Raw genomic sequence first — 23823 nt, 5'->3', positions numbered from 1 at the left:
CGAGGACAGGTATGACGTCTATTTTTGCCATCAACAAATTCGAACAATTACTGTAAATCAACATGCTAATTAAAAAGTGTAAAGGATCTCCCCGAACGGGTGTAAACCATGTCCCCGAACAGAACATTCGAAGGGGGAATTTCGTGCTAGTACAATACGACCAGACATACTCGCCCCAAAAAAACAGGTGACCTCGCTCGCTATAGATTTTTCGAAATACTAAAGTTCTGCACTGAAAGTGCAGGGTTTTAAACCCAGTTCTGGGACCAATAAATGGTAAGGGCACGATGCATCGTGCCCCAACAAACGGCAATTTATCAGACTAAACTCCCTCTAATCGCTAAACTCGTTGATATGGATGCGTTCGACGCAGAGCGTCAATCTGGTATACCGCCGCAGAGCGAACGGTACCAAGTTCGGTAAGGTTAGAATTACTTCAACAATTCAACGACTAAACACTTCAACAACTTTCAACCTTAGACCTTCCGACCTTCGACGTTCTGACTTTGGACCTTTTGATCTAGAACTTAAAGGTATAACATCTCGAATTTGCCCCTTCTCACTAAAAAATGCTATTCCTGAGTTTGTTTTATTACCAGGATGCCGTAAACTGAAATTACTGGCCATTAATATTTTTCCATCCAATATTTGATCAGGGAAAAACAACAACATTAAATAGGGAGATATGCAAATGCCACAATTCATATTTGTTTATGTGGGAGGAAACCAATCCTCCAGTCCGGAAGAGCAAAAACAGCACTTCTCAAAATATATGAAGTGGTTGTCAGCACTGGGTGATGCTGCTGTCAGTCCCGCCAATCCATTCAAAAATACAAAAACTATAAGTCCAGATGGCAAGGTTGGTACGGGCAGTTCTACTGGAATTTCCGGTTACACCATCATTGAGACTGACTCCATGACGTCGGCACTAACCATCGCCAAAGGCTGCCCATTCCTGGATATCGGAGGGTCTCTTGAGGTCTCGGAACTTGTAGAAATGCCATTTAAAGAATCTCCTCCCCCTGGTTAAAGAATGACGCGTTTTATACTGCCCCATACCTATTAACCCAACCAGTTAAATAATATGAAAGCAGTTGTAGCGAACCAATATGGCTCACCGGATATACTACAATTAAAAGAAGTAGATAAACCAGTCAACGCCGACAACGAAGTCCTGGTAAAAGTATATGCGACAACGGTAAATCGTACTGATTGTGCCATACTTCGTGCCAAGCCGTTCATCATGCGTTTTATATTGGGCCTGTTCAGACCCAGGAATTCAATTACGGGAACTGATTTTGCCGGAGAGGTTGAAGCGGTTGGTAATGCCGTGACCTCATTTGAGGTTGGAGATCGCGTTTTTGGATTTGATGACGGCGGCCTCCGTTCACATGCCCAGTATATGACGTTTCCGGAAGATAAAGGGATAGGTACAATGCCGGAAAATGTCACCTATGAACAGGCAGCTGCCAGCATTGAGGGAGCCCATTATGCGTATAACTTTATTAATAAAGTTGAGCTTAACCATGGAGACAAGGTGCTGGTTAATGGGGCTACCGGTGCAATCGGCTCGGCGGCCGTACAGCTTTTAACATATTATGATGCCAGGGTTACGGCGGTATGCGGCACAGAAAACATAGAACTCGTGAAATCCCTTGGGGCTGAGAAGGCCATTGATTACCAAAAAGAGGATTTTACCAAGATAAACGAACAATTTGATTTTGTTTTTGACACCGTTGGTAAAAGTTCATTTGCCAAATGTAAACCATTGCTTAAATCCAGGGGAGCTTACATCTCATCAGAGTTGGGGGATATGGTGCAAAATCCGATCCTTGCACTTGTCACACCATTGATGGGCGGTAAAACAGTGAGGTTTCCCTTCCCCTATGATGTTAAGAAGAGTGCACTTCTCGTTAAGAAACTCATTGAAGAGGGCCACTTCACCCCTGTGATAGACCGTAAATATCCACTGGATCAGATCGCAGATGCTTACCGATATGTTGAGAAAGGATTCAAAACGGGAAATGTGGTCATAACGGTGGATTAAAATAGCCTGTGAAGGGATGGCATTATAGCAAAACAGCTGGATGAACGTTTCCCGATAACTGATAACAAAATCGTTGGCGCTGATTGGTCCAATTATCTGCACTATGACTATAATGCGTTTCCCAGTTAGTCATCTTTACGGGCGATCATAAAGATGGATGTCCCAGACAATCTGCGGAATCCGCGTCATCTGCGGGTCCTGTCGTTCTCCCACTGATTACGCAGATCTCGCAGAGACTGTATAGCAACTCTAAATTCAACCGGTAAATACGCTGAACTATACTTTCTCACGGGTATGAATCTTACTGTCTTACCCTACTTTGTTTTCTCCATCCAGCCATCCAGAAAGCGGGCAAACCGTGCGGGCGACTCCGGATCCATATTGAAGTAGAGAGAAGGCTCAATAAGCTCCAGCTCCATAAGCAAAAACGTATCGCCATCGCGGACCATATCCACCCTGCTGTAAAGTGGAGTCGGATCAATCTTTGTTACCAGCTGGTCAGATATTTCACGTAGTAATGGCTCCGGTTCCACCGTTTTCAATCGCCCTCCATGTTCCTCCTGCACCCGGAAATCAGCATCTTTCGGTGTTTTGAGCAGCGTATGGCTGTACACTTCGCCAAAATAGATCAGGGAATACTCCCCCTCATCCAGGATGTGCTTCATCATCGGCTGCACCATAAACGCTTGGTTTGCAAACACCTTCTTCAACTCAGAAAATTGCTTTTTAGCCCCTTCCCTCGTCAGTCGAAATGTGTCATCGGCGCCTGCACTGATAGTTGGCTTTATAACAATTTCTTCAGTATTGAAATAGTCATAAAACTGCAGGAGGCGTTCTTTCTCCAACCCTACATCTTTAGTTCCCCATTCTGTGGGCACAATACCGATCCCCTGTTGCTCCAGGTCCTTCAGGTAGGTTTTATCGATGTTCCATCGAACCAAGTCAAGTGAGTTCTCTAGCTGTGCAGAGGAATCCTGTATCTGTTGCAGAACCTCCATAAACCTATCTGGATCATCCTGGTAATCCCATGGAGAACGGATAACAACGACATCAAATTGATCCCAATCGGTATCATTGCCTCTCCAGGGCACATCCGTCACGTTCCAACCCAACTGGCCCAGCGGTTCATTTAGCAAATAATCATAGTGAACAAAATCGTCAAGACGATCCATGGTCAGGAAAGCGCACTGCTTCATTACTTTATAACCTCTTCGGTAGATAATTTGCTGGTAAAATTAAGGAGCCTGAATATAGAATTGAGACAGGAGAAAATCAGCTATAGATGATGGGATTTCTATTGTAAACGTTGCAGGTAACTTCGAATACGGTCAGCATTCACCCCGATATCACCGCGCCCAATGCGTGAGACCGAACGTACATCGATCTTGCTAGCCAGTGAATCGGTATCAGCGGTGTCTACACGAATTACTACGTCATCCTTGAATCCGTACCACGGAAGTGTATGGGTAGCCTCAATACGTCCTTCTGCGTCGTCATACCCCACAATCTCCCAGGAAGTAGATTCTGCAGCCTCCAACGCCTGTTTGAATGCCTCAGGATACGGCTCTTGTAAAACGAGCGTCTCGATATCGGGGTAGTGCTCTTTCTGCACTTTGGCCACCTCTTCCCCACCATATTCAGTTGCATTCGGTGCATCGGCTCGCAATGGAACAATGGCCCTAAACTGGGGTGGGTTCTGCGTATCTGTGGTGATGTCATGTATGGGCGGGTACTGCTGTGCCTGGTAAAACCAATAACCAAAATTGGCAACTACTATCAACCCAAGAATAGCAGCGGCATAGAGCATGCCTTTTCCCCTGACTGGCGGACTGTCGGATTTGTTAACAAAGGGAAAAACGAAGGCGAGAATCATACCGATAACACCAAGAATGGCACCGCCGGGTATCAATATGCGGAACGAGGTGTACAAGCCCCACCAACCCCACTGGTATCCGTAACCAGACATCAAAAAAACTAATGCACCGACAATGGAGAAGAGTAATGAAGTGACGGCTAATTTAGACAGTGGCGGTTGTTGGTTTGACGACTCCATGTTCGTACCTATTGTTAGTTATTCATGGTAAGTAACAAACCTTGAGTAACTTCCACAAATTTCCCGCCTAAAATAACTACCGAGACTTGCGATATACCGGCACGTTGGAGCAGGCTTCGCCGTACATCAACTTGGCCACATGTGGAAGGAGCTTTTTGGTGGCGTGTATATAAATACTTTCTGGTACGGGCTTGTTGCTGCATCCTTTCAGCAGGACAAACCGGTCTTCATATTCGGTCCAGTCCACCGAATCCAATTTTCTCCTGTACAGTTCAAATAAAAGTTCCTCTTCCCTGCCCTCGAAGATATCCTTGGCATATGGTGTGGCATAAGATACAATCAGCATGTATGCCCACCGGGTTATGATGGCATCCGTGGAACAGAATACCGTTAGATATTTTCCCTCGTACTTAGACCAATCGTGATCTTCCAGCTTCTCCCGGAAGTATTCCTCCTTAAGGATTAACCCCTCGTAAAGAAAATCCTTGAGATCCAGTTCAACGACAGGCGTTTCGTCATAGAATTTTTGCAAGTCAATCGTAACAAGCTTTTTAGACTGTTTAACCTTGTTAACGATTTCACCTTCTGCAGTAGCCATAAACTGAATTGATCATCTTTAGATTGAAAAGGATTCACCGCAGGAGCAGGTCCGGGAGGCATTGGGGTTGTGAAAATGGAATCCCTCCCCGTTGAGGCCTTCCGTAAAATCGAGCGTAGTTCCGGACAGGTAAAGAAAGCTACGCATATCCACAACCAATCTGATCCCTTTGTCTTCAAAGAGCTTTTCTTTGTCGTCATCTTCAGACAATTTGGTATCAAAATCCAGCTCATAGGTGAGCCCAGAGCAGCCCCCACTGACGACACCTACACGAAGAAGCGCATCTTCTCGAATATCCTGCTCCTTTCGTATCTCATTTATGCGGTCGGCCGCTCGTTCACTGACGGAAATGGACATATCTGTTATATTCTTTCTAAATTAAATCCAGCTAATTCAAATAAATTACCGGGGTTAATATCTAGACGGAAACCACCTCAATTTCGGGATCAATACGTTTCACCATGCTCTCGATAGCATAGAGTGTTCCCGAAGTCGCTGTCGGACAGGTTCCACATGCCCCTTGGTAATGCACCTTCAGGCGATTGCCTTCTAAGCCCAAAATCTTGAGTCCACCGCCATCTGCCAAGAGGTATGGCCGAACTTGGTCATCAAGCATTTCATTAATCTGGACCAGCCGGGGGTCATCACTTTCCTGAACTTCTTTCGTTGCATGCACCTCGTCGTCTTCAGTAGCATCAAGCTGTGCCTTGGCTTCACGAATTGGCGGAGCGAGCTTGCGAAGCAGCTCAGACCATACAGCCTGACCATCCTGGGTAACCGTCACATACTTGTCAACGTAGTAGACATTTAAAACGTGATCGATTGAAAAAAGTGCATTGGCCAATTCATCCTCCTCTGCTTCGGAGGGGTTTTCAAAGGATTTGGTCACACCATTTGTAAGCGGTTCGTCTAGTACAAACCGCATTGCATCAGGATTTGGAGTACGCTCGATTTCTTTAATTTTAGGCATAACTGAAGTATTGATTTATTCTTCCGTCCATTATTTAGAACGAATATAAATAGAAATAAATTTCGTTAAAAATCATTTCTTAAGATAACGCTCATAGACGGCATCTATCATGCTTTACTTTAAAACAACTCTTTTGCTTTCTTGATGCCTTCCACAAGCCGATCTATATCCACTTTATTATTGTAAAAACTGAGAGAAGCGCGTGCCGTAGCAGGTACGTCAAATCTGCGCATTGAAGGCTGAGCACAATGATGCCCGGTTCGTATCGCTATTCCCTGCTGATCTAAAATTGTCCCAACGTCGGTGGCGTGAATGTCATCGAAGACAAAAGAGAGCACCGAGGCCTTCTCTTTGGCTGTACCGATAATGCGCAGCCCTTCAATCTTTTGCAGCTGCTCTGTGCCATAATCAAGCAGCTCTTGTTCGCGGGCAGCAATCTGTTCCATGCCGATATCATTCAGGTAGTCGATCGCAGTGCTATAGCCGATTCCCGCAGCAATGGGCGGTGTGCCGGTTTCAAACTTATATGGTAGCCGGTTGTAGGTCGTCTCCTCAAATGTGACCTTGTCGATCATCTCACCGCCGCCACGGAAAGGTGGGATCTGTTCCAGCCATTTTTCTTTTCCATATAAAATGCCGAATCCTGTGGGACCGCACATCTTGTGAGCGGAAAAAGCGTAGAAATCACAATCGATATCCTGAACGTCGATCTTGCTGTGAGGAGCTGCTTGTGCCCCATCCAGCAATACAGGGATATCGTGCTTGTGGGCCTCCGCAACAATCTCCTTAACAGGATTGATAGTACCTAATGCATTGGATACATGCGTGATTGCAACAATCGCCGTGTTTTCATTCAGCGCCTCCACGTATTCTTCCCAGATCAGTTCGCCGTCATCATTAACAGGAATCACTTTCAATTTAGCACCGGTCTGCTCGCCGATAAGCTGCCAGGAAACAATGTTGGCATGATGCTCAATTTCAGAAATGAGAATCTCATCTCCTTCTGAAAAGAACTTTCGGCCAAAACTGTTGGCTACCAGGTTGATAGAATCGGTGGTACCGGTAGTGTAGACAATCTCATGCTCGTACTCAGCGTTGATCAGCTTTTGCACCTTTTTACGTGCAAGTTCAAACTCGTCGGTAGCCTTCTGGCTCAATGTGTGAATCCCACGGTGCACATTGGCATGTTCCGAGGAGTGGTAGCGGTTGATACGGTCGATCACCGTTTGTGGCATCTGGCTGGAGGCCGCATTGTCGAGATAGACCAGAGGTTTCCCCATAACCTGCTGATTCAGGACGGGGAAATCATCTCTGATCTTATCAAAGTTTACCGTGTAGTCCGATATGGTTTTAATAGCTTCAGCCATTTTAGGTTTTAGACTACAAGTTCAGAATCAAGCTGACGGTTCGTGAAATTGTGAACTTCGTTAACCAACAGTTCTTGCACTGAATCAACCGGGATATTCTCGATAGTTTCGAGTGCAAATGCATATACGAGCAGTTCACGAGCTTTCTCTTCCGTTAGTCCACGGCTCTTGAGGTAGAACACTTCGTCTTCCTCCAGCTGACCAACGGTTGCACCATGTGTACATACGACATCATCAGCAAAAATTTCGAGCTGTGGTTTGGTATTTACCGTTCCGCCGCGAGAAAGCAACAGATTCCGGTTTTCCTGGAATGAATCGATCTTTTGCGCATCCTTGCGGACAAAGATTTTGCCGTTGAAAACCGAGTGCGCCTTGTCGTTAATTACGCACTTGTGCAGCTGGTGACTCTCGGCGTGAGAGAATCGGTGATCCATAACGGAGTGCGTATCGGACACCTGGTCCCCGTCAATCAACACGAGTCCGTCGAGCGTAAACTCTACTTCTTCGGCCAATTGCGTCACACGCGGCTCATTTCGAGAAAGCTTCGCCCCGATGTTGATCGTGTACGACTCATAGTTGGAATGGTGGTTTACGTGCGCTCCCACTCTTCCAATATGGATCGACTTTTCACTGTCTCGCTGTATACGAGTGTGAATAACGTGTGCTTCCTCTTCCAGGTTTACTTCAATAGCCGGGCAGTTGAAATACTTGTTTCCTCCAAGACCAACATAATCTTCAACAAGGTTCAGCTTGGAAGATTTCTCAGCCACTACCAGGCAACGCGGAGTTACGAAATAGTTTTCAGGAGCATCGGTTTGAACAAAAAGGATGTGAACCGGTGCTTCGACCTCAACTCCTTCCGGAACGTAGATAAACGCTCCATCTTGCAGAAATGCATTATTGAAGGATGTAAAAATATCGTCTTCAAAATCAGCATACTGGTTAAGGTGTTTTTTAATCTGCTTGTCGTCTTTAGCAGCAAACGAGGCCAGGTTACCGGCTTTCACTCCTTTAGGAAGTGCATCAACATTGGAGTGTTCTTCAGAGAACTCCCCATTGATGAATACCAGTCGTGATTTCTCGGCTTCGGGCAGCAGGTAATTGCTGAAATCAACCGATTCAACCTGATCCTTCAGCTCATCAGCAGCTTTATAGTTATCCTGGTATAGTTCTCTTAGACTGATGAAACGCCAATCTTCATCTTTCGGTTGTGGGAAACGTCCATTGCGAACTTCGTCAGCCCCTTTCAGGCGTAGTTCATCTAATAAATTAGATTTCCCATTCAAAGACCCTTGGAATTCCAACAGGTCTGAAAGGAACGTATCTTTATTCTTTTGTTTAGTAATATTAGACATAGTTTCTGTTTACGATTCTCCATTTACTGCTACAGGTGAATGTTCAGCGACCCATTCATAACCCTCATCTTCGAGCTTCTTAGCAAGCTCTTTATCACCGGATTTAATAATTTTGCCATTCATCATAATGTGAACGTGGTCCGGTACCACATAGTCGAGGATACGCTGGTAGTGCGTTACGAGAACAAAAGTATTCTCTTCACTGGCAAGCTCGTTAATACCATTAGCCACAATTTTGAGGGCATCAATATCCAAACCTGAATCAGTCTCATCCAAGAGGGCTAATCTCGGGTTCAGCACGGCCATCTGGAAGATTTCATTCCTCTTCTTTTCACCGCCCGAGAACCCCGCATTAACGCTGCGTTCCAGGAATTCAGGACTCATCTTAATCAGATCAAGCTTCTCTTTGGCGTAGTCTTCAAACTCCAGCGGATCTAGCTCTTCCCACCCGCGATGCTCTGCCATGGTGTTGTAGGCTTCACGCAACAGATTTGAATTGGTGACGCCAGGAACTTCCACTGGATATTGAAACGCGAGAAAAAGCCCGAGATGAGCTCGCTCATCAGCTTCCAATTCCAGAATACTTTCACCTTCAAAAAGGATATCTCCCTGGGTTATTTCATATGCCTCATGGCCTGCAACTACTTTTGAGAGTGTACTTTTACCACTCCCGTTCGGGCCCATGATCGCATGAATTTCACCTTTTCCAATAGTTAAGTTGACGCCTTTGAGAATCTTAGTTCCATCCTCTTCGGCAATGACATGTAAGTCTTTTATCTCTAGCACGTTAGATGTTTCCTTTAAAGTTTATTTTAGTTTCGAATTGATTATTTCAAGTCAGCTATTCCTGCATGTGATGATAAACAGCAGTGAATCGAGACAGCAGTGACTTATCCAACGCTGCCTTCAAGCTTAATACCGAGCAGCTTATCAGCTTCAACTGCAAACTCCATCGGGAGCTCCTTAAGTACCTCTTTACAGAAGCCGTTCACGATGAGGTTGACAGCGTCATCTTCATCCATTCCACGCTGCTGCAGGTAGAAAATTTGATCTTCGCCTACCCGGCTTGTTGAAGCTTCGTGCTCAACTTTGGCCGTGGGGTTGGCTGACTCAATATATGGGAAGGTGTGCGCCCCACATGTTTGCCCGATCAGCATAGAGTCGCAAACCGAATAGTTCCTGGCATTTTCAGCACGTGGACTGATTTTTACCTGTCCGCGGTAACTGTTGTTGGATTCTCCGGCAGAAATACCTTTCGAAATGATCGTACTCTTTGTGTTCTTGCCGACATGAATCATTTTGGTACCGGTATCAGCCTGCTGGCGTTTGTTGGTCACAGCTACAGAGAAAAACTCTCCAACCGAGTTATCACCAGCAAGTATCACACTGGGATATTTCCACGTAATGGCGGATCCGGTCTCAACCTGCGTCCAAGAAATCTTGGAGTTGTCACCGCGGCACTGGCCACGCTTGGTTACAAAGTTGAAAATACCGCCCTGCCCCTTCTCATCACCGGAATACCAGTTCTGAATGGTGGAGTATTTAATTTCTGCATCTTCAAGAGCAACCAACTCAACAACTGCTGCATGCAGCTGATTTTCCTGGTACATCGGTGCAGTACAGCCTTCAAGATAACTTACGTGGCTGTTGTCCTCACATATGATGAGCGTTCGCTCAAACTGCCCGGACTGCATGTTGTTGATACGGAAGTACGTGGAAAGTTCCATCGGGCACACGGTATCTTTAGGTACATACACAAACGATCCGTCTGAAAATACAGCAGAGTTTAGTGCCGCAAAAAAGTTATCCCCTTTGGGTACGACGGTACCAAGGTATTTTTTTACCAGTTCAGGATGATCTTGAATGGCTTCAGAAATAGAGCAGAAAATAACCCCCGCCTCTGCAAGTTTCTCCTTGAACGTAGTGAAAATAGATTCACTGTCGAATACAGCATCAACCGCGATACCCTGAAGCATTTTTTGTTCTTCCAGCGGAATACCCAGCTTGTCATATGTTTCTTTAATCTGGGGATCTATATCATCCAGACTTTCGGCCTTTTTATCATTCTTTTTCTTAGTAGCTGAATAATATTGAATATTCTCGTAATCCGGCTTTTTATATTCTATGTTCGCCCAGTCCGGCTCTTCCATCTTCTTCCATTTCTCAAACGCTTCCAGACGAAACTCCGTTACCCACTCCGGCTCATTTTTCCGGCGTGAAATTTCACGAATAATATCTTCATTGATACCCGTGGGAAAATCTTCATATTCAATATCAGTGGTAAAGCCATACTTGTACTCACCACCAACCATTGATTCAAGTGCTTCTGTTTCACTCATAAATATTGGTTGCTGATTTTACTTATTTATTAACTTCTGTTTGGCAAACAATCAGTTCGAATGATCCGTTCGTAATCATCTATATTAAGTCTATATAAACGCTAGAAGATACATAAAATGTTGCGCAAGAAAAACTAAAGCGAGTGACTATTTCCAGCTATCTCATCTTCTGTATTAGAACGGTGAAATATCATGATTCAAACCGCTTCAGGCAATTGAAAGGTTCTATCTGCCATATAAGCCAGGGCTATTACAGGACCTGCTGGTTAAAAGTGTTAAAATAATTCTGTATTTCATTTTTTATTAGGTTCATATTTTCGAAAAGTGTAATTTCAATTGTTAACCAGGTTCTGGCGGCAAATATTTTGATAGAGATGGCCTACTGCTATTAATTCAAATCTTTCCGACTATCCCTGTTTTATTACTAACTAATTACTTATTCCAGCAATGACTAACCTGTATGTTGGAAACCTTGATTATGGGGTTTCCAGTGATGATCTAAGAGAACTGTTTGAAGAGTTCGGAGTTGTAACTTCTGCCAAAGTCATTACTGATCGTGAAACTGATCGGTCAAAAGGATTTGGCTTTGTTGAGATGGAAAATGAAGAAGAAGCACAAGAAGCCATTGATGAACTTGATGGCGCGGAGTACGAGGGTCGTACTCTAAAAGTCAATATAGCCCGTCCTAGAGAAAATCGGGATAAACGGAAAGAGTTCAATCGTTGATAAATTCACAGGCCTGTCAGCAACAAGTTGGCAGGCCTGTTTCTATACCAACAGAAGAATGGCTGCCACAGCTACTGTAATGCCAAGCCACTGAAGTTTTGAGACCCTGTCCCCCCATATCCATAAACCGATCAAGGTCCCACCCACTACATTCAGAATGTTCACAATCGGATAGGCTACAGAACCATCGATTTCCCGGAGGGCATAAATCAAAAACACGGCAGAATACAGGTTCGGGATTCCAATCAGGCAACCCATAAACACTTCCCGACGTGTTACCAGGTTCCCTTGGCCAAACATGCTGCAAATAAGACCAATAATAAAGGCGCAGCTAAACACCAGTCCCATAAAACTTAACTCGCTAAACTGCATGCTGAAATCCTCTTCATAAATTTTGAGCGATGAATCGGCCAGTCCGGTTAGCAAGAATATGATCAGCAAAAGCCATGCAGCATCAATCTTGCGAAACCGGATATTTTGTTTCTTGGGAATCAGCAGGCCCAGCGCGGTAAATACCGACAGAAGCCCAAGGAGCTTATTTGTCGTAACTCGCTCTCCATACAGCCAAACGGAGAGCAAAACGGGCAGCAGCAGAGAAAGCCGCATCGCAGCGACGGATACACCCATTCCATTGAGATGAATTGATTTGCTGTAGACCAGGAAATTTCCAATGAAAACAGCACCTGTCACGGCTGCAAAAATAAAGGCGGGATTGGTAAAACCAGTGGCCTCAATCGAAAAGGAAGGAAATCCTCCCAATCCGAATGCTACTATCGCAGCAACAAGATAGTTAATGGTAAATGTGTTTAGCATCCGTAATTTGCGGTGCTCGCCTTCCTTCATTAAGTGCACTAAAATGAGGGAACAGGCGGCACTTGCCAGCAGGTAAAAATAGCTCATTATTCTGCCAGGTTGATCGAGCGATTACCAAAAATGATTGGATCTTCAGGCTCGTCATGCAGCTTGCGTGCAGTGTACGACACATTGCGCTGAAGATACTGGTAGAGATCTGAAATTACTGTTCTGCGTTCCTGCAATGCCTTTGAAAAGAAATAGGGAAAAATATGGTGTTTTTTATCCTCTTGGCCATTGCCAAGGTAGGTATGAGTTGACTGGTCTAATTCGGAAGAAAAGATGATCGTTAACCCTTCATTTTGATTCGTCAACGTGATAGCACTGTTCTGAAGTGGCTGCTGCAGGCTCTGGATGAAAATATCAGTGCTGTCATTAATGGCATCTACGGAACGTCGAAAATCGATATTATTTATAATGACTGTTTTTTGTGCGGGAATGCTGGCCAGAGATTTGTAAAGATCGATTAGGTTAACTGTTTCATTACCCTCCCCTTCCGAAGTTAACAACAGTGCAGGCTGGTAGTCGCCCTGTACCTTTTCCAGCACGCCATATCCACTCAGGTATACAAAAATTTCAGAACTATCGGTTGCCATATACTGCATAAGTGCCAGCGTAGAATCTATCGGTTGCCGATTCTTGAGGTTTTCCATCTTTTCGATTCGGCTGGCCGGATATCCCAGCGCATTATCAAGGTAGGCCTCCATCAGCTGCAGATCCCGGATGGTGTATTTCCGGGGAGAATAATCACCTTGATACTCCTCGTTGCCGATGATCAACCCCATTCCATTCCTGTTAGAAAAATTAAGAATGGGGATATTACTCTCGACATCAATTTTCCCGAATGGTACGGTTGGAACTGCCACCACTTGATTTTTCTTGGCAAAATCGGAGGTTCGCCAGACCAGTGAGACGTCGCTGCGTGACACATAATTCTCTGAAATACCATAAAGCACTTTATACCAATCCTGATCAACCTCTTCTACAATTTGAAGCTGACTGTCCTGGATAAGTTCAGCCAGAACATTCTGGGAGGATTCCCCGGGAGCGTTTCTGAGTTCTGTCATTGAAGACTCCACTTTGGCAAAGGGTCTCAGGATTGAGGTCAGTGGGAAGGAAAAGGCATAGGTGCTGTCGCTGTAATCAACACTGACGCCAACAGAATCGGGGTTTTTATCTGTAATCTCCATCTGGCTCAGGGAACTGCCCAGATCTATATTCATCTGTCCACTGCTAATGGCATAACGCTGATTTTCAGCAACCGGTCGACCGTCATAGAATATATTGACCACCGCAGAATCACGCCCCGTTTCATTAAGCTGCGTGGTATCAGTTCGAATCTGGGTCCCGGAAGTACGCAGAAACCGCTCTTCCCCCGTAGGCCGGGGCTCTCCAACGGGCTTAAAATTAAAAATACTACTTACAGCCAGCAGTCCCCCAACGGCATTCAGTGTTACCGTCTCCAGTCGCCCGTTTACATCATTAATCGCATCGGAGTTTGCCAGGTAAAAAGCTGTGGCAGCGCCCATCAAGCCCAAAGAAAAGAAGACAGGCCGCATCTTGTAATCTTGAACATAACGAGCCATCAACACTTTCTGGGCATACTCATAATTCCGTTTCGACATAATCTGGATATGCAGCACCGGGTCCTCGTGCGTGGGTGGCTGGGCAACGGCAGGAAATTCCTTCGATGAAATTAGCGTGTAATCCTCGGGATCAATCGTTTGACTATCCTTCACTATCCAGCGCGGATTGGTACAGGCCCCTGCCAAAAGCAAGAGTGAGAACAAGTAATATGGCAGAATGCGTTTCAAATCAGACGTTTAAAATGTAAAAATTGCACCTACTCCAACTACACTTCTGTAGCTAAAATGCTGATCTCCTTCGGGATGCGACAACCATAGTGGTATGTCATAACGTAACATAAGGCCACGCGGATTACCAAGGTAGTCTGGAATATTCAAAGACAACATAAATCCCAGCCCGGCATCAGACAAAACGCGCGACTCTTCCTGCCCTGTCAATCCAAGGGAAGTGCCGGTATCATTGAAGAGGTATGAGCGCAGTTGCATCAACTTTCCAACCGTTGGTATCTTTTTTATCGCATGATCGACAGGGTTCGGGTAATCAATTTCAATATTCACGGACCCCACAGAAGTTAACAACGGGCGTTGTCCTCTTTCCAGGGCAGAAATATCCTGTTCACTATATCCACGCAAGTTTGCTCCGCCGGCGACCTGGAAAATACCGGAATCCATCCACGTTGTTGGAATGGTGCCCTTGGCCCGAACGAGGCTGTTTTGGACCCACTGCCCCGTGGAGCGAAAGCTGCGGCCAAACAGGAACTCCGGTACAGCCTGGTTAGAGGCGATTCCTGCAAATAGTCGACCTCGCAGGACGAATCCCTTTCCAAGTAACGCCCGCTGTACAAATTGGGTCTCAGACTGCGTGAATGACGGGGCATCACCAAACATATTGACAGACAAATCGCTGTGGAACCGGTATCGGCCCAGCCCGTTCTCATTTTGCAGCCTGAATTGTAGATTCCCAAGCCACAGCCAATCCTGCTGCCAGGTATTTGGGTATTGTGTGTATGCCAGGTCAAACCGTTTTTGTGTGGTGAGACCCGCTGAAATTTCAAAGTAGTGATACTCATTAAATCCGGGCTGCCACCGCTTGTTAAAACGAATGCTGTGCCTTGAGAGACCTGTTCGGACAGAGCTAAGGAGTTGGACATTTCCCTCGCTGTTAAATCCTGAAATGGAGGGAATCGGTTCGGTAAACACAAAATTGTAGGAAACGGGATTTTCTGGCCACCAGGTACCAAGCCAAACTCCCGCATTTAATCGGTGGGGGCCGTCTCCAAACGTCCCTGGCACCTGCCCGATAAGACGGGCACCAACCCTGATGCCGTCAACATCATTATACCATACGTCGGGATATGGTAGCAACTCGTAGCCTCTGGAATCCTGGGACCACCCTGATGTGGCAAAAAAAAGGATAAGAAACGTGGCGACAACGGTTGTTCGGAAGGGAGTGATTTTCATTTATTAATCGGGATGATCCAGTCTTGTAATATCGCTTGTGAAGTCAATATTTGGTGAATTAGCTGCATTATCCGGAGCTGTTCCGGCCAGTTAATATAACGTTCTGCTACATCAATCGTAATCCATTTGTAGTCGGAGTGTTCCTCGTTGAGCTTGATTCCGGCACCAGCAGGTAGCCGGGCTGCAAAAACCGGGATGTGATGGACTGTATCCGAAGAAGGCTCGTAAAACTGGTTCAATGTGGGTGGCGACCAGAATTTTACCGGCACAACACCTGTTTCTTCCTTTAACTCACGAAATGCTGCTTCCCAGGCTTTTTCACCATCTATTACCTTACCACCCACCATTCTCCACTGATCTGCATATACTTTCCCCGGAGCCCGTTTACCAACAAAAAATTCAGGTATAGATGCATCCCCAATTAAGCGGTAGGGATAGACATCAATCAGTTGAGCCATGGATGTACAGTATCTGGTAATATGGTGATCAAGCCATCAGGCAACTCATGGAAGGTTTAGCGAAACCCAAAATTCCAACTATTTTTTCTTATCGCTCAATATTTTTGACCTCTAGCTTGAGCGTTCCCGCCGGTACGTCTACTTCAACGACCTCCCCAACTTCGCAGCCCAAAATAGCTTTTCCTATCGGGGATTCTATCGATATTTTATTTTCCTTGAAGTCAGCCTCATCTTTGGAAACCAGTGTGTATTTCACCTCTTTATCCGTCCTGTGATTATGGATGGTAACCGTAGAAAGCAAATAAGCTTTATCCGTCTTGATATCTTCCTCATCCAAAATACGGGCATTGGCCAGCGCATTCTCAAGCTCAGAGATTCGTTTTTCAAGCATCCCTTGTGCTTCCTTCGCCGCATCGTACTCTGCATTTTCGCTTAGGTCACCTTTTGCCCGTGCTTCGGCAATTTCTTCAGCTATCTCCTTGCGGCCTCGCGTTTTCAAATCTTTGAGTTCTGCTTCCAGTTTTTCAAAGCCTTCTCTGGATAAGTAATTCTTCTTACTCATGGTGAGGTTTCATTCTTTTACATTCAAAATCTGTTTCAAAAAAAGAAAGCCAGCCAAAAGCTGACATATCTTTGTATTTCATCCTAATTTGTGCGCCTATGAAAATACCATGATATTTGTATTAATGCTAACTATTTAACCGTATTAAATTCACTACCAAACGGTCCCTAAGTAACCTTATATGACAATCAACAAACTTTCTACCAAAGAGATTCTGGAAAACAACCTGGCCAGATCGGCGCCGGAACGGATGGGGAACCTGAAAATTTTGCTTCACGACCTTCGGAGCATGCATAATGTGGGAGCGGCCTTCCGCAGTGCCGATGCGTTCGGTATCTCGGAGATTCTAATTTCAGGCATCACCCCTGCCCCACCACGTCCCGAGATCACAAAAACCGCAATCGGGGCCGAGGAGTTTGTTGATTGGAAACAGTTCAAAGACCCGGAATTCATCTTCCCGCAACTTAAAAACGGCGGATTTCACATCATAGGGATTGAGCAGACCGACCACAGCATTCATCTTCCCGATTACAAACCGCCGAATGAAAAGAAGCTATGCTTGGTCTTTGGCAATGAAGTTACCGGCATAGATGAATGTATACTGCCGTTTATTGATGAATTTGTTGACATCCCCCAATTCGGAAATAAGCACTCTCTAAATGTATCGGTAGCTGTGGGCGTTACACTCTACGGATTTCTGCAAAAATTCTGGGATTAAATCATCAGAGTATAACGCGTTGAGTGGTTAGGAGATGGCTGAGGGGTTCTATTGTGAGTTATGGCTTCATAACTCAACCCGCGTTCAAGTATATTTTTTGTTTATTTTCACTCTGCGCAATCTGCGGAAGAAAATCTTCCCTCTGCCTGTATTTTGGGATTTAAACTATTCGAATTTCGGATTTTTACTTCGAAGCTGTTATCTTCGCAATCTGTTCAAAATAACCTGTTAAAACTGAATTCAAGTATTTCGAATGTCAAAAAAGCTTCTTGTCACTTCCGCACTTCCCTACGCAAACGGACCCATTCACCTGGGGCATATTGCCGGCGCCTACCTTCCGGCCGACCTTTTTGTGCGATACAAGCGACTTAAAGACACTGATGTAGTCTACATTTGCGGCTCCGATGAGCACGGCGTGCCGATTACTATTGCTGCTGAAAAAGAAGGGGTCACTCCGCAGGATATTGTGGACAAGTTTCATGAGATGAATAAAAAGGTTTTTGCAGAGTTCAATATCTCATTTGACTACTACGGGCGAACAAGCTCGGACGTACACCGAGAGACTTCGCAGGAGATTTTCAAAAAGCTTTATGATGACGGGGTATTCAGTAAAAAGGTAGAAGAACAGTTGTATGATGAAGAAGCCGACATGTTTCTGCCCGATCGCTATGTAAAAGGGACCTGCCCGAATTGTGGGTATGAGGAAGCCTATGGCGACCAGTGCGAACAGTGCGGCACCTCCCTCTCTCCCAATGACTTAATCGATCCGGTAAGCTCATTAACCGGGAATAAGCCGATTACCAAGAAAACCGAGCACCTCTACCTGCCGATGGGTAAATACCAAAAAGAGCTGGAGGAGTGGCTGGACACGCGGGAAAACTGGAAGCCCAACGTAATGGGGCAGGTAAAAAGCTGGCTTAATGATGGCCTTAGCGATCGTGCTATGACGCGTGATCTTACCTGGGGTGTGCCGGTACCGGTCGAAGGATTTGAAAACAAAGTGCTCTACGTCTGGTTTGATGCGCCGATCGGCTACATCTCGGCAACAAAAGAGTGGGCGCAGCAGCAGGGAGATCCCGACCGCTGGAAAGAGTATTGGCAGGATGAGAATGTGGAGCTTGTGCACTTCATCGGGAAAGACAACATCGTATTCCACTGTATTATTTTTCCCATGCTGTTGATGCAGCACGGCGATTACGTGCTTCCGGAAAATGTGCCGGCCAACGAATTCCTGAATCTCGAAGGAAAGAAGCTTTCCACCTCACGCGGATGGGCCGTCTGGCTGAATGAATACCTCGAGGATTTTGAAGCTGACCTGCTCCGCTATGTGCTTGGCACCTCCCTGCCGGAGACGAAGGATTCTGATTTCTCATGGAAGGATTTTCAAACAAAAGTAAACAGCGAGCTCGCGGATGTCCTGGGCAACTTTATTTTCCGGACCACCTCCTTTACGGAAAAATACTTTGACGGCAGCGTTCCCGAACTGAAAGATCCCTCTGAAAAAGATAAAGAGGCCCTGGAACAGATTGAGATCCAAAAAAAGAAGATTGCCGAAAACTACGATCTCTATAAAATCCGTGAGGCAATTGCAGAAACGATGAACCTGGCGCGTATCGGGAACAAATATTTTACGGAGATGGAGCCGTGGAAAACCCGGAAAGATAATCCCCAGGTGTGTGCCAATACCCTGCATGTCTGTCTTCAGATTTCATCGGCGCTCTCGGTACTTTTTCACCCGGTTATCCCCAGAAAAATGAATGAACTCCGACAGCAACTAGGACTTGCAGAAAACATCGGGTGGGACCAGGTGAATGGAAACCTGATGAAAGCAGGAGAAGAAGTTGAACAGGGCGAAATTCTTTTCCAAAAAATTGAAGATGAGGAGATCGACGAACAGCTTCAAAAACTGAAAAACAGAGCGGAAGAGATGAGCGGTGGTGAAGATTCCCGAGATTATGAACCGCTGAAGGATGAGATAGATTTTGGAGACTTTACCGCAATCGATATCCGGGCCGGTAAAATTACCAAGGCCGAGCATATCGAAAAGGCGGACAAGCTGCTGAAACTAACAGTAGATGTCGGATTTGAAACGCGTACCATCGTCTCCGGCATTGCGCCTGACTTTGACCCGGATGATATTGTGGGACAGCGCGTATGTGTGGTGGCCAACCTGGCGCCAAAAGCGCTGATGGGCGTAGAAAGCAACGGGATGATACTGATGGCAGAATCGGCTGATGGATCACTTCGCTTTGTAGAAACTGATGCTGAGCCGGGCAGCCCAATCACATAAAAATCACCATTCCCAATAGTTAAAATTTCAAACCTGTTTTTAATCTAAAAGGAGTTTCACTTGGCTATTTCAGATGCAAACACAAGGGGTAGTTGGAATTCAAAATTGGGATTCATTCTTGCCGCTGCGGGTTCTGCAGTGGGTCTTGGAAATATTTGGGGATTCCCAACTCAGGTTGCCTCTAATGGAGGAGCTGCTTTCCTGTTTATCTATCTGATTTGCGCCTTCCTGATCGGGTTTCCCGTGATGGTGGCAGAAATCACGATTGGCCGAAAAACGGGTCGAAATCCTGTCGGGGCCTTTAAGGCACTCAGCGATAACAAGTGGACGTACGCACTCATAGGAATGTGGGGCGTAATCTGCGGGGTGATGATCCTCTCCTTTTATAATGTCATAGCGGGATGGACCGTCAGCTATGTTTTTGAAGAAGTCTTCTATTTCATGGGCATGCAGGATTGGGCAACCTATATTTCTGACACTGATAACGGTCCCATTAATGCCGTCTTTTCCACCATCTTTATGGCCGCTACCGTATCCATTATTCTGGGCGGGGTAAGCGACGGTATCGAACGAGCCACAAAGCTTATGATGCCGCTGCTGATCGGAATCCTTATTATTATGATCGGATGGGTACTAACCCAGGAAGGAGCGGGCGTCGGCCTCCGCGAATATCTCTACCCCGACTTCTCTCGTGTTGGCGTTGACCTTGTCTTTGACGCGATGGGCCAGGCGTTCTTCTCGCTCTCACTGGGAATGGGAGCGTTAATCACTTATGGCTCCTACCTCAGCAAAAAGGAGAATGTCCCGGGTGCTGCCGCCTATGTGACACTGGCCGATACCTCGATCGCGTTTCTGGCCGGTCTCTTGATCATACCGGCAATGTACATGGCGCAGGCACAAGGCGTAGCTATCTTTGATGACAGTGGTAACCTGCTGGCCAGCACCTCCCTTATTTTCCAGGTTCTTCCTCAACTTTTTCACGAACTCGGTGGTACACTGGGTATGGTTGTGGGTGTCGTATTCTTCCTGTTGTTAAGTATTGCAGCCCTCACCTCGACGATTTCCCTGTTGGAAGTACCAGTATCATTTGCTATTGATGAATTTGAAATTCCACGTAAAAAGGCAGCTCAAATTATCGGTTTGGGGATCCTTGCAATATCACTGATCATCTCTTTCAATACCTCCCTGATCGGTATTTTTGTAATCATATTCAATAATATAGGACTGCCACTGGGGGGACTTCTGATCTGCCTCTTCCTTGGCTACTACTGGAAGACAGAGAACGCCCTGTCAGAAATGGAAAATGGTAGTCCGGGAATACGAAAAACTCTTTTTGCCAAGGTGTGGCCGGCGTTTGTTATGGTCATCGCTCCCCTGGCAATTGCCTATAATTTATGGACTGCATTAAGCAACCTCTTTTAGCTGTTATGGACGGGGATTTTTGGGCTTGTTATCCTTGACCACTCATGCTATTTTTGACCAACTTAAATTAGGGTTGAGTTCTGGGTCTTGGTTCCGAATAAAACCATTTAACGACCCAAAACTCACTACTTACGACTAGAACATATTTATGGCTAAAATTGATACATCTGATTTCCGGACCGGCATGGTCATAGAGGTAGAGAACGAACTCTACTCCATTGTCGATTATCAACATGTGAAACCGGGGAAAGGCGGGGCGTTTATTCGCACCAAGTTGAAGGGCGTCGTCAATGATAAAACCATTGAAAAAACCTTCCGTTCAGGCGAAAAACTCTTAGAAATTCGGGTTGAACGCCACCCATACCAATTCCTGTATTCTGATGGAAACCTCTACCACTTCATGCACCAGGAAACTTATGAGCAGATTCCCGTCAATAGGGAAAATGTCAAGAAGGCGGAATTCTTTGCTGACGGCCAGGAGTGTACACTTGTTATCGATACTGATAACGAGAATGTACTTTATGCAGAACCGCCGGATCATTTGATTTCTAAAGTAGTGGAAACTACACCGGGCGTGCGGGGCGATACGGCCCAGGGTGGTAGTAAACCGGCCACACTTGAATCAGGTGCAACGGTACAGGTACCTCTTTTCATCAACGAAGGGGATGAAATCAAGGTTGATACCCGCACTTCCGAATATATAGAACGCGTTAAGTCTAACTAATCACAAATCATGGATCTCAAAGAAATAAAGAAACTTCTCGATCTGATAGCCGAAAGTGAAGTCAACGAGGTTGCCATTGAAGAAGGCGATTTTAAAATTAAGGTAAAGAAAAAGGGAGATACACAGCAGGTAAACCTGCCACAACAAATTCCTGCCCAGCAGTTCCAGGCTCCCGCCCAGGTTTCACAACCACAACCATCCGGCGGAGCCCCGTCCGGGGAGTCAGCACAAGCTGAAGCCAAAGAGGAAAAAGTGGATGGGGATGTGGTCAAGTCACCGATCGTTGGCACGTTTTACCGTTCACCATCACCTGATTCAGAAGCATTTGTGCAAACCGGCGATTCTGTCGAAAAAGGGCAAACCCTTTGTATTGTTGAAGCAATGAAGATCATGAATGAGATCGAGTCGGAATATTCCGGTGAGGTTAAGAAAATCCTCGTTGAAGACGGTGAACCGGTAGAATACGATCAACCTCTATTTGTCATAGGCTAACAGCAAAATAGTTATCCATGTTTAATAAAATATTGATCGCCAATCGCGGCGAAATTGCACTCCGTATCATCCGTACCTGTAAAGAGATGGGCATTAAGACAGTTGCGGTTTACTCCACAGCCGACCAAGACAGCCTGCACGTCAAATTTGCTGACGAGGCGGTCTGTATTGGCCCCCCGCCCAGCAAAGACAGCTATCTCAAAATTCCGAGTTTATTGGCGGCTGCCGAAATCACTAATGCCGAAGCGATTCATCCCGGCTACGGCTTCTTGTCTGAAAACGCGGAATTTTCCAGGATCTGTGCCGAACACGATCTTAAATTTATCGGGCCCTCCCCTGAAATGATTGCCACTATGGGTGACAAAGCCAAGGCCAAGGAAAAGATGATCAGCAACAAGGTTCCCGTAGTACCTGGTAGTGACGGTATTGTTGAGGACCTGGAGGAAGCCAAGAAGGTCTGCAAAGATATCGGCTATCCCGTTATCCTGAAGGCAGTAGCCGGCGGCGGTGGCCGTGGCATGCGGATCGTTCACGAAGAGTCAAAATTGCAGCAAGCGTTCAGCACCTGTCGCAATGAAGCGGAAACGGCATTTGGGAACCCCAATGTGTACATCGAGAAGTTTGTGCAGGATCCCCATCACGTAGAGATCCAGGTCCTCGGGGACCAGCATGGCAATGTGATCCACCTGGGTGAGCGCGATTGCTCCCTGCAGCGGCGACATCAGAAAATTTTGGAGGAATCTCCCTCTCCCCTGATGACGCCGGAGCTACGTGAAAAAATGGGAAAAGCGGCGGTTAACGCAGCCCATTCTGTCAATTATGAAGGTGCCGGTACCGTTGAGTTCTTGGTCGACAAGGATCTGAACTTCTATTTTATGGAAATGAACACCCGTATCCAGGTGGAGCATCCGGTGACCGAGGAAATTACGAATTATGACCTGGTGGAAGAACAGATCAAAGTGGCAGCCGGGGAAAAGATCTCTGACAAACCGTTGAAGATGCGTGGTCATGCCATTGAGTGCCGTATCAACGCCGAAGATCCTGCCCACAATTTCCGGCCAACTGCCGGTACCATCAGCGTATTTCATCCTCCCGGTGGCCACAGCGTGCGCCTGGATACCCATGCTTATGCCGGCTACCGCATCCCCCCGCACTACGACTCGATGATCGCCAAGCTGATTGTCAGTGCCAAAACGCGGAAGGATGCTATCAACAAAATGCGGCGTGCACTGTCAGAGTTTGTTGTGGAAGGCATCAAAACAACGATCCCTTACCACCTCCAGCTTATGGATGATCCCAACTTTCAGAAAGGAACGTTCAATACCCATTACCTGGAGAAAGAGTTTAAATTCAATCCCGATAAATATAATTAAAGACCACAATGGAATATCCCGAAGATCTTAAGTATACCCGTGAGCACGAATGGATTCGAGATAACGGCGACGGCACCGCAACGATAGGGATCACGGATTTTGCACAAAGCGAGCTCGGCGATATCGTTTTTGTTGAGCTGGAGCCTGAGGGTTTTGAGTTCGAACAGGAAGATGTTATCGGAACTGTAGAAGCAGTCAAAACAGTTTCTGAGCTCTATGCCCCCATTGACGGAAAGATCGTTGAGATCAATGAAACCCTGGAAGATGAACCGGAGCTTGTTAACGATGATCCCTACGGCGACGGCTGGATGCTCAAAATCGAAGTTTCTAATGCTACCCAGCTAGAAGACCTGATGTCAGCCGAAGCGTATCGCAAAATAATCCTTTGATTATACTCCATTACCATTTCAATCCTATACCTTCTCTTACT

The 23823-nt window shown here is 46.0% G+C and carries 24 protein-coding genes; 10 read left to right on the top strand and 14 right to left on the bottom strand.

What is annotated here, in order from left to right; all coding sequences use genetic code 11:
• The first annotated feature begins 691 nt into the window (after positions 1 to 691).
• Together NC796_RS07960 and NC796_RS07955 are read left to right on the top strand one after the other, a co-directional pair.
• The gene (locus tag NC796_RS07960) at positions 692 to 1030 is read left to right on the top strand and encodes a hypothetical protein (protein WP_310683723.1); all 339 of its coding nucleotides are present in this window, start codon (positions 692 to 694) and stop codon (positions 1028 to 1030) included.
• A 54-nt stretch (positions 1031 to 1084) separates the two neighbouring features.
• Entirely contained in the window at positions 1085 to 2047 is a 963-nt protein-coding gene (locus tag NC796_RS07955; RefSeq protein ID WP_310683721.1) for an NAD(P)-dependent alcohol dehydrogenase, read from the top strand.
• A gap of 314 nt (positions 2048 to 2361) precedes the next feature.
• Here the strand turns inward: NC796_RS07955 and NC796_RS07950 are convergent, their stop codons facing one another.
• From NC796_RS07950 to sufB, 9 genes are all read right to left on the bottom strand, one after another.
• Positions 2362 to 3243, bottom strand: coding sequence for a hypothetical protein (locus NC796_RS07950; protein ID WP_310683719.1), 882 nt, complete (start codon positions 3241 to 3243; stop codon positions 2362 to 2364).
• Between the two features lie 98 nt (positions 3244 to 3341).
• Positions 3342 to 4100 (bottom strand): DUF1499 domain-containing protein, encoded by a 759-nt coding sequence (locus NC796_RS07945; RefSeq protein ID WP_310683717.1) that lies wholly within the window; start codon positions 4098 to 4100, stop codon positions 3342 to 3344.
• A gap of 76 nt (positions 4101 to 4176) precedes the next feature.
• Positions 4177 to 4698: a DUF2480 family protein gene (locus NC796_RS07940; RefSeq protein WP_310683715.1), complete on the bottom strand. Its 522-nt coding sequence runs from the start codon at positions 4696 to 4698 to the stop codon at positions 4177 to 4179.
• 18 nt (positions 4699 to 4716) lie between these two features.
• Complete coding sequence (locus NC796_RS07935; protein ID WP_310683713.1) at positions 4717 to 5055, bottom strand: iron-sulfur cluster assembly accessory protein; 339 nt, start codon at positions 5053 to 5055, stop codon at positions 4717 to 4719.
• Between the two features lie 61 nt (positions 5056 to 5116).
• The gene (locus tag NC796_RS07930; RefSeq protein ID WP_310683711.1) at positions 5117 to 5668 is read right to left on the bottom strand and encodes a NifU family protein; all 552 of its coding nucleotides are present in this window, start codon (positions 5666 to 5668) and stop codon (positions 5117 to 5119) included.
• Positions 5669 to 5787: 119 nt separating this feature from the next.
• Entirely contained in the window at positions 5788 to 7035 is a 1248-nt protein-coding gene (locus NC796_RS07925) for a cysteine desulfurase (protein ID WP_310683709.1), read from the bottom strand.
• Between the two features lie 8 nt (positions 7036 to 7043).
• Positions 7044 to 8390 carry a Fe-S cluster assembly protein SufD gene (gene sufD / locus NC796_RS07920; protein ID WP_310683707.1) on the bottom strand — a complete coding sequence of 449 codons (1347 nt, stop codon included), beginning with the start codon at positions 8388 to 8390 and terminating at the stop codon, positions 7044 to 7046.
• 9 nt (positions 8391 to 8399) lie between these two features.
• The gene (gene sufC, locus NC796_RS07915; RefSeq protein WP_310683706.1) at positions 8400 to 9176 is read right to left on the bottom strand and encodes a Fe-S cluster assembly ATPase SufC; all 777 of its coding nucleotides are present in this window, start codon (positions 9174 to 9176) and stop codon (positions 8400 to 8402) included.
• Between the two features lie 104 nt (positions 9177 to 9280).
• Entirely contained in the window at positions 9281 to 10729 is a 1449-nt protein-coding gene (gene sufB / locus NC796_RS07910) for a Fe-S cluster assembly protein SufB (protein WP_310683704.1), read from the bottom strand.
• Between the two features lie 447 nt (positions 10730 to 11176).
• On the opposite strand from sufB, the gene NC796_RS07905 reads away from it, so the two are divergent.
• A complete protein-coding gene (locus NC796_RS07905; protein WP_310683702.1) occupies positions 11177 to 11455 on the top strand; it encodes an RNA-binding protein in 279 nt (92 codons plus the stop codon).
• Between the two features lie 42 nt (positions 11456 to 11497).
• Here NC796_RS07905 and NC796_RS07900 read toward each other — a convergent pair whose 3' ends face one another.
• The 5 genes from NC796_RS07900 to greA all read right to left on the bottom strand — a co-directional run bounded on the left by NC796_RS07900 (position 11498) and on the right by greA (position 16374).
• Positions 11498 to 12355, bottom strand: coding sequence for a hypothetical protein (locus NC796_RS07900; RefSeq protein ID WP_310683700.1), 858 nt, complete (start codon positions 12353 to 12355; stop codon positions 11498 to 11500).
• Complete coding sequence (locus NC796_RS07895) at positions 12355 to 14121, bottom strand: caspase family protein (RefSeq protein ID WP_310683698.1); 1767 nt, start codon at positions 14119 to 14121, stop codon at positions 12355 to 12357. Before NC796_RS07895 ends, NC796_RS07900 begins: the two co-directional genes overlap by 1 nt.
• 9 nt (positions 14122 to 14130) lie before the next feature.
• Entirely contained in the window at positions 14131 to 15354 is a 1224-nt protein-coding gene (locus tag NC796_RS07890; RefSeq protein ID WP_310683695.1) for a hypothetical protein, read from the bottom strand.
• Positions 15351 to 15812 (bottom strand): NUDIX domain-containing protein, encoded by a 462-nt coding sequence (locus NC796_RS07885; RefSeq protein WP_310683693.1) that lies wholly within the window; start codon positions 15810 to 15812, stop codon positions 15351 to 15353. Before NC796_RS07885 ends, NC796_RS07890 begins: the two co-directional genes overlap by 4 nt.
• A gap of 88 nt (positions 15813 to 15900) precedes the next feature.
• Positions 15901 to 16374 (bottom strand): transcription elongation factor GreA, encoded by a 474-nt coding sequence (greA, locus tag NC796_RS07880; protein WP_310683692.1) that lies wholly within the window; start codon positions 16372 to 16374, stop codon positions 15901 to 15903.
• A 181-nt stretch (positions 16375 to 16555) separates the two neighbouring features.
• Here greA and NC796_RS07875 point away from each other — a divergent pair, with 181 nt between their 5' ends.
• The 7 genes from NC796_RS07875 (at position 16556) to gcvH (ending at position 23782) form a co-directional block, all read left to right on the top strand.
• Positions 16556 to 17092 (top strand): TrmH family RNA methyltransferase, encoded by a 537-nt coding sequence (locus NC796_RS07875; RefSeq protein WP_310683690.1) that lies wholly within the window; start codon positions 16556 to 16558, stop codon positions 17090 to 17092.
• 253 nt (positions 17093 to 17345) lie between these two features.
• Positions 17346 to 19382 carry a methionine--tRNA ligase gene (gene metG / locus NC796_RS07870; protein ID WP_310683688.1) on the top strand — a complete coding sequence of 679 codons (2037 nt, stop codon included), beginning with the start codon at positions 17346 to 17348 and terminating at the stop codon, positions 19380 to 19382.
• A gap of 60 nt (positions 19383 to 19442) precedes the next feature.
• The gene (locus NC796_RS07865; protein ID WP_310683686.1) at positions 19443 to 20804 is read left to right on the top strand and encodes a sodium-dependent transporter; all 1362 of its coding nucleotides are present in this window, start codon (positions 19443 to 19445) and stop codon (positions 20802 to 20804) included.
• Positions 20805 to 20952: 148 nt separating this feature from the next.
• Positions 20953 to 21528, top strand: a complete 576-nt coding sequence (efp, locus tag NC796_RS07860) for an elongation factor P (RefSeq protein ID WP_310683684.1) — start codon at positions 20953 to 20955, stop codon at positions 21526 to 21528.
• 9 nt (positions 21529 to 21537) lie between these two features.
• A complete protein-coding gene (gene accB, locus NC796_RS07855; protein WP_310683682.1) occupies positions 21538 to 22020 on the top strand; it encodes an acetyl-CoA carboxylase biotin carboxyl carrier protein in 483 nt (160 codons plus the stop codon).
• A gap of 17 nt (positions 22021 to 22037) precedes the next feature.
• Positions 22038 to 23393, top strand: a complete 1356-nt coding sequence (gene accC / locus NC796_RS07850; RefSeq protein ID WP_310683680.1) for an acetyl-CoA carboxylase biotin carboxylase subunit — start codon at positions 22038 to 22040, stop codon at positions 23391 to 23393.
• Between the two features lie 8 nt (positions 23394 to 23401).
• Positions 23402 to 23782: a glycine cleavage system protein GcvH gene (gene gcvH, locus NC796_RS07845; RefSeq protein ID WP_310683678.1), complete on the top strand. Its 381-nt coding sequence runs from the start codon at positions 23402 to 23404 to the stop codon at positions 23780 to 23782.
• Positions 23783 to 23823 lie beyond the last annotated feature (41 nt).

The sequence above is a fragment of the Aliifodinibius sp. S!AR15-10 genome, from assembly GCF_031569985.1.
Classification (GTDB): Bacteria; Bacteroidota; Rhodothermia; order Balneolales; family Balneolaceae; genus JAMQKA01.
This window is presented reverse-complemented; position numbering and strand designations above follow the sequence as displayed.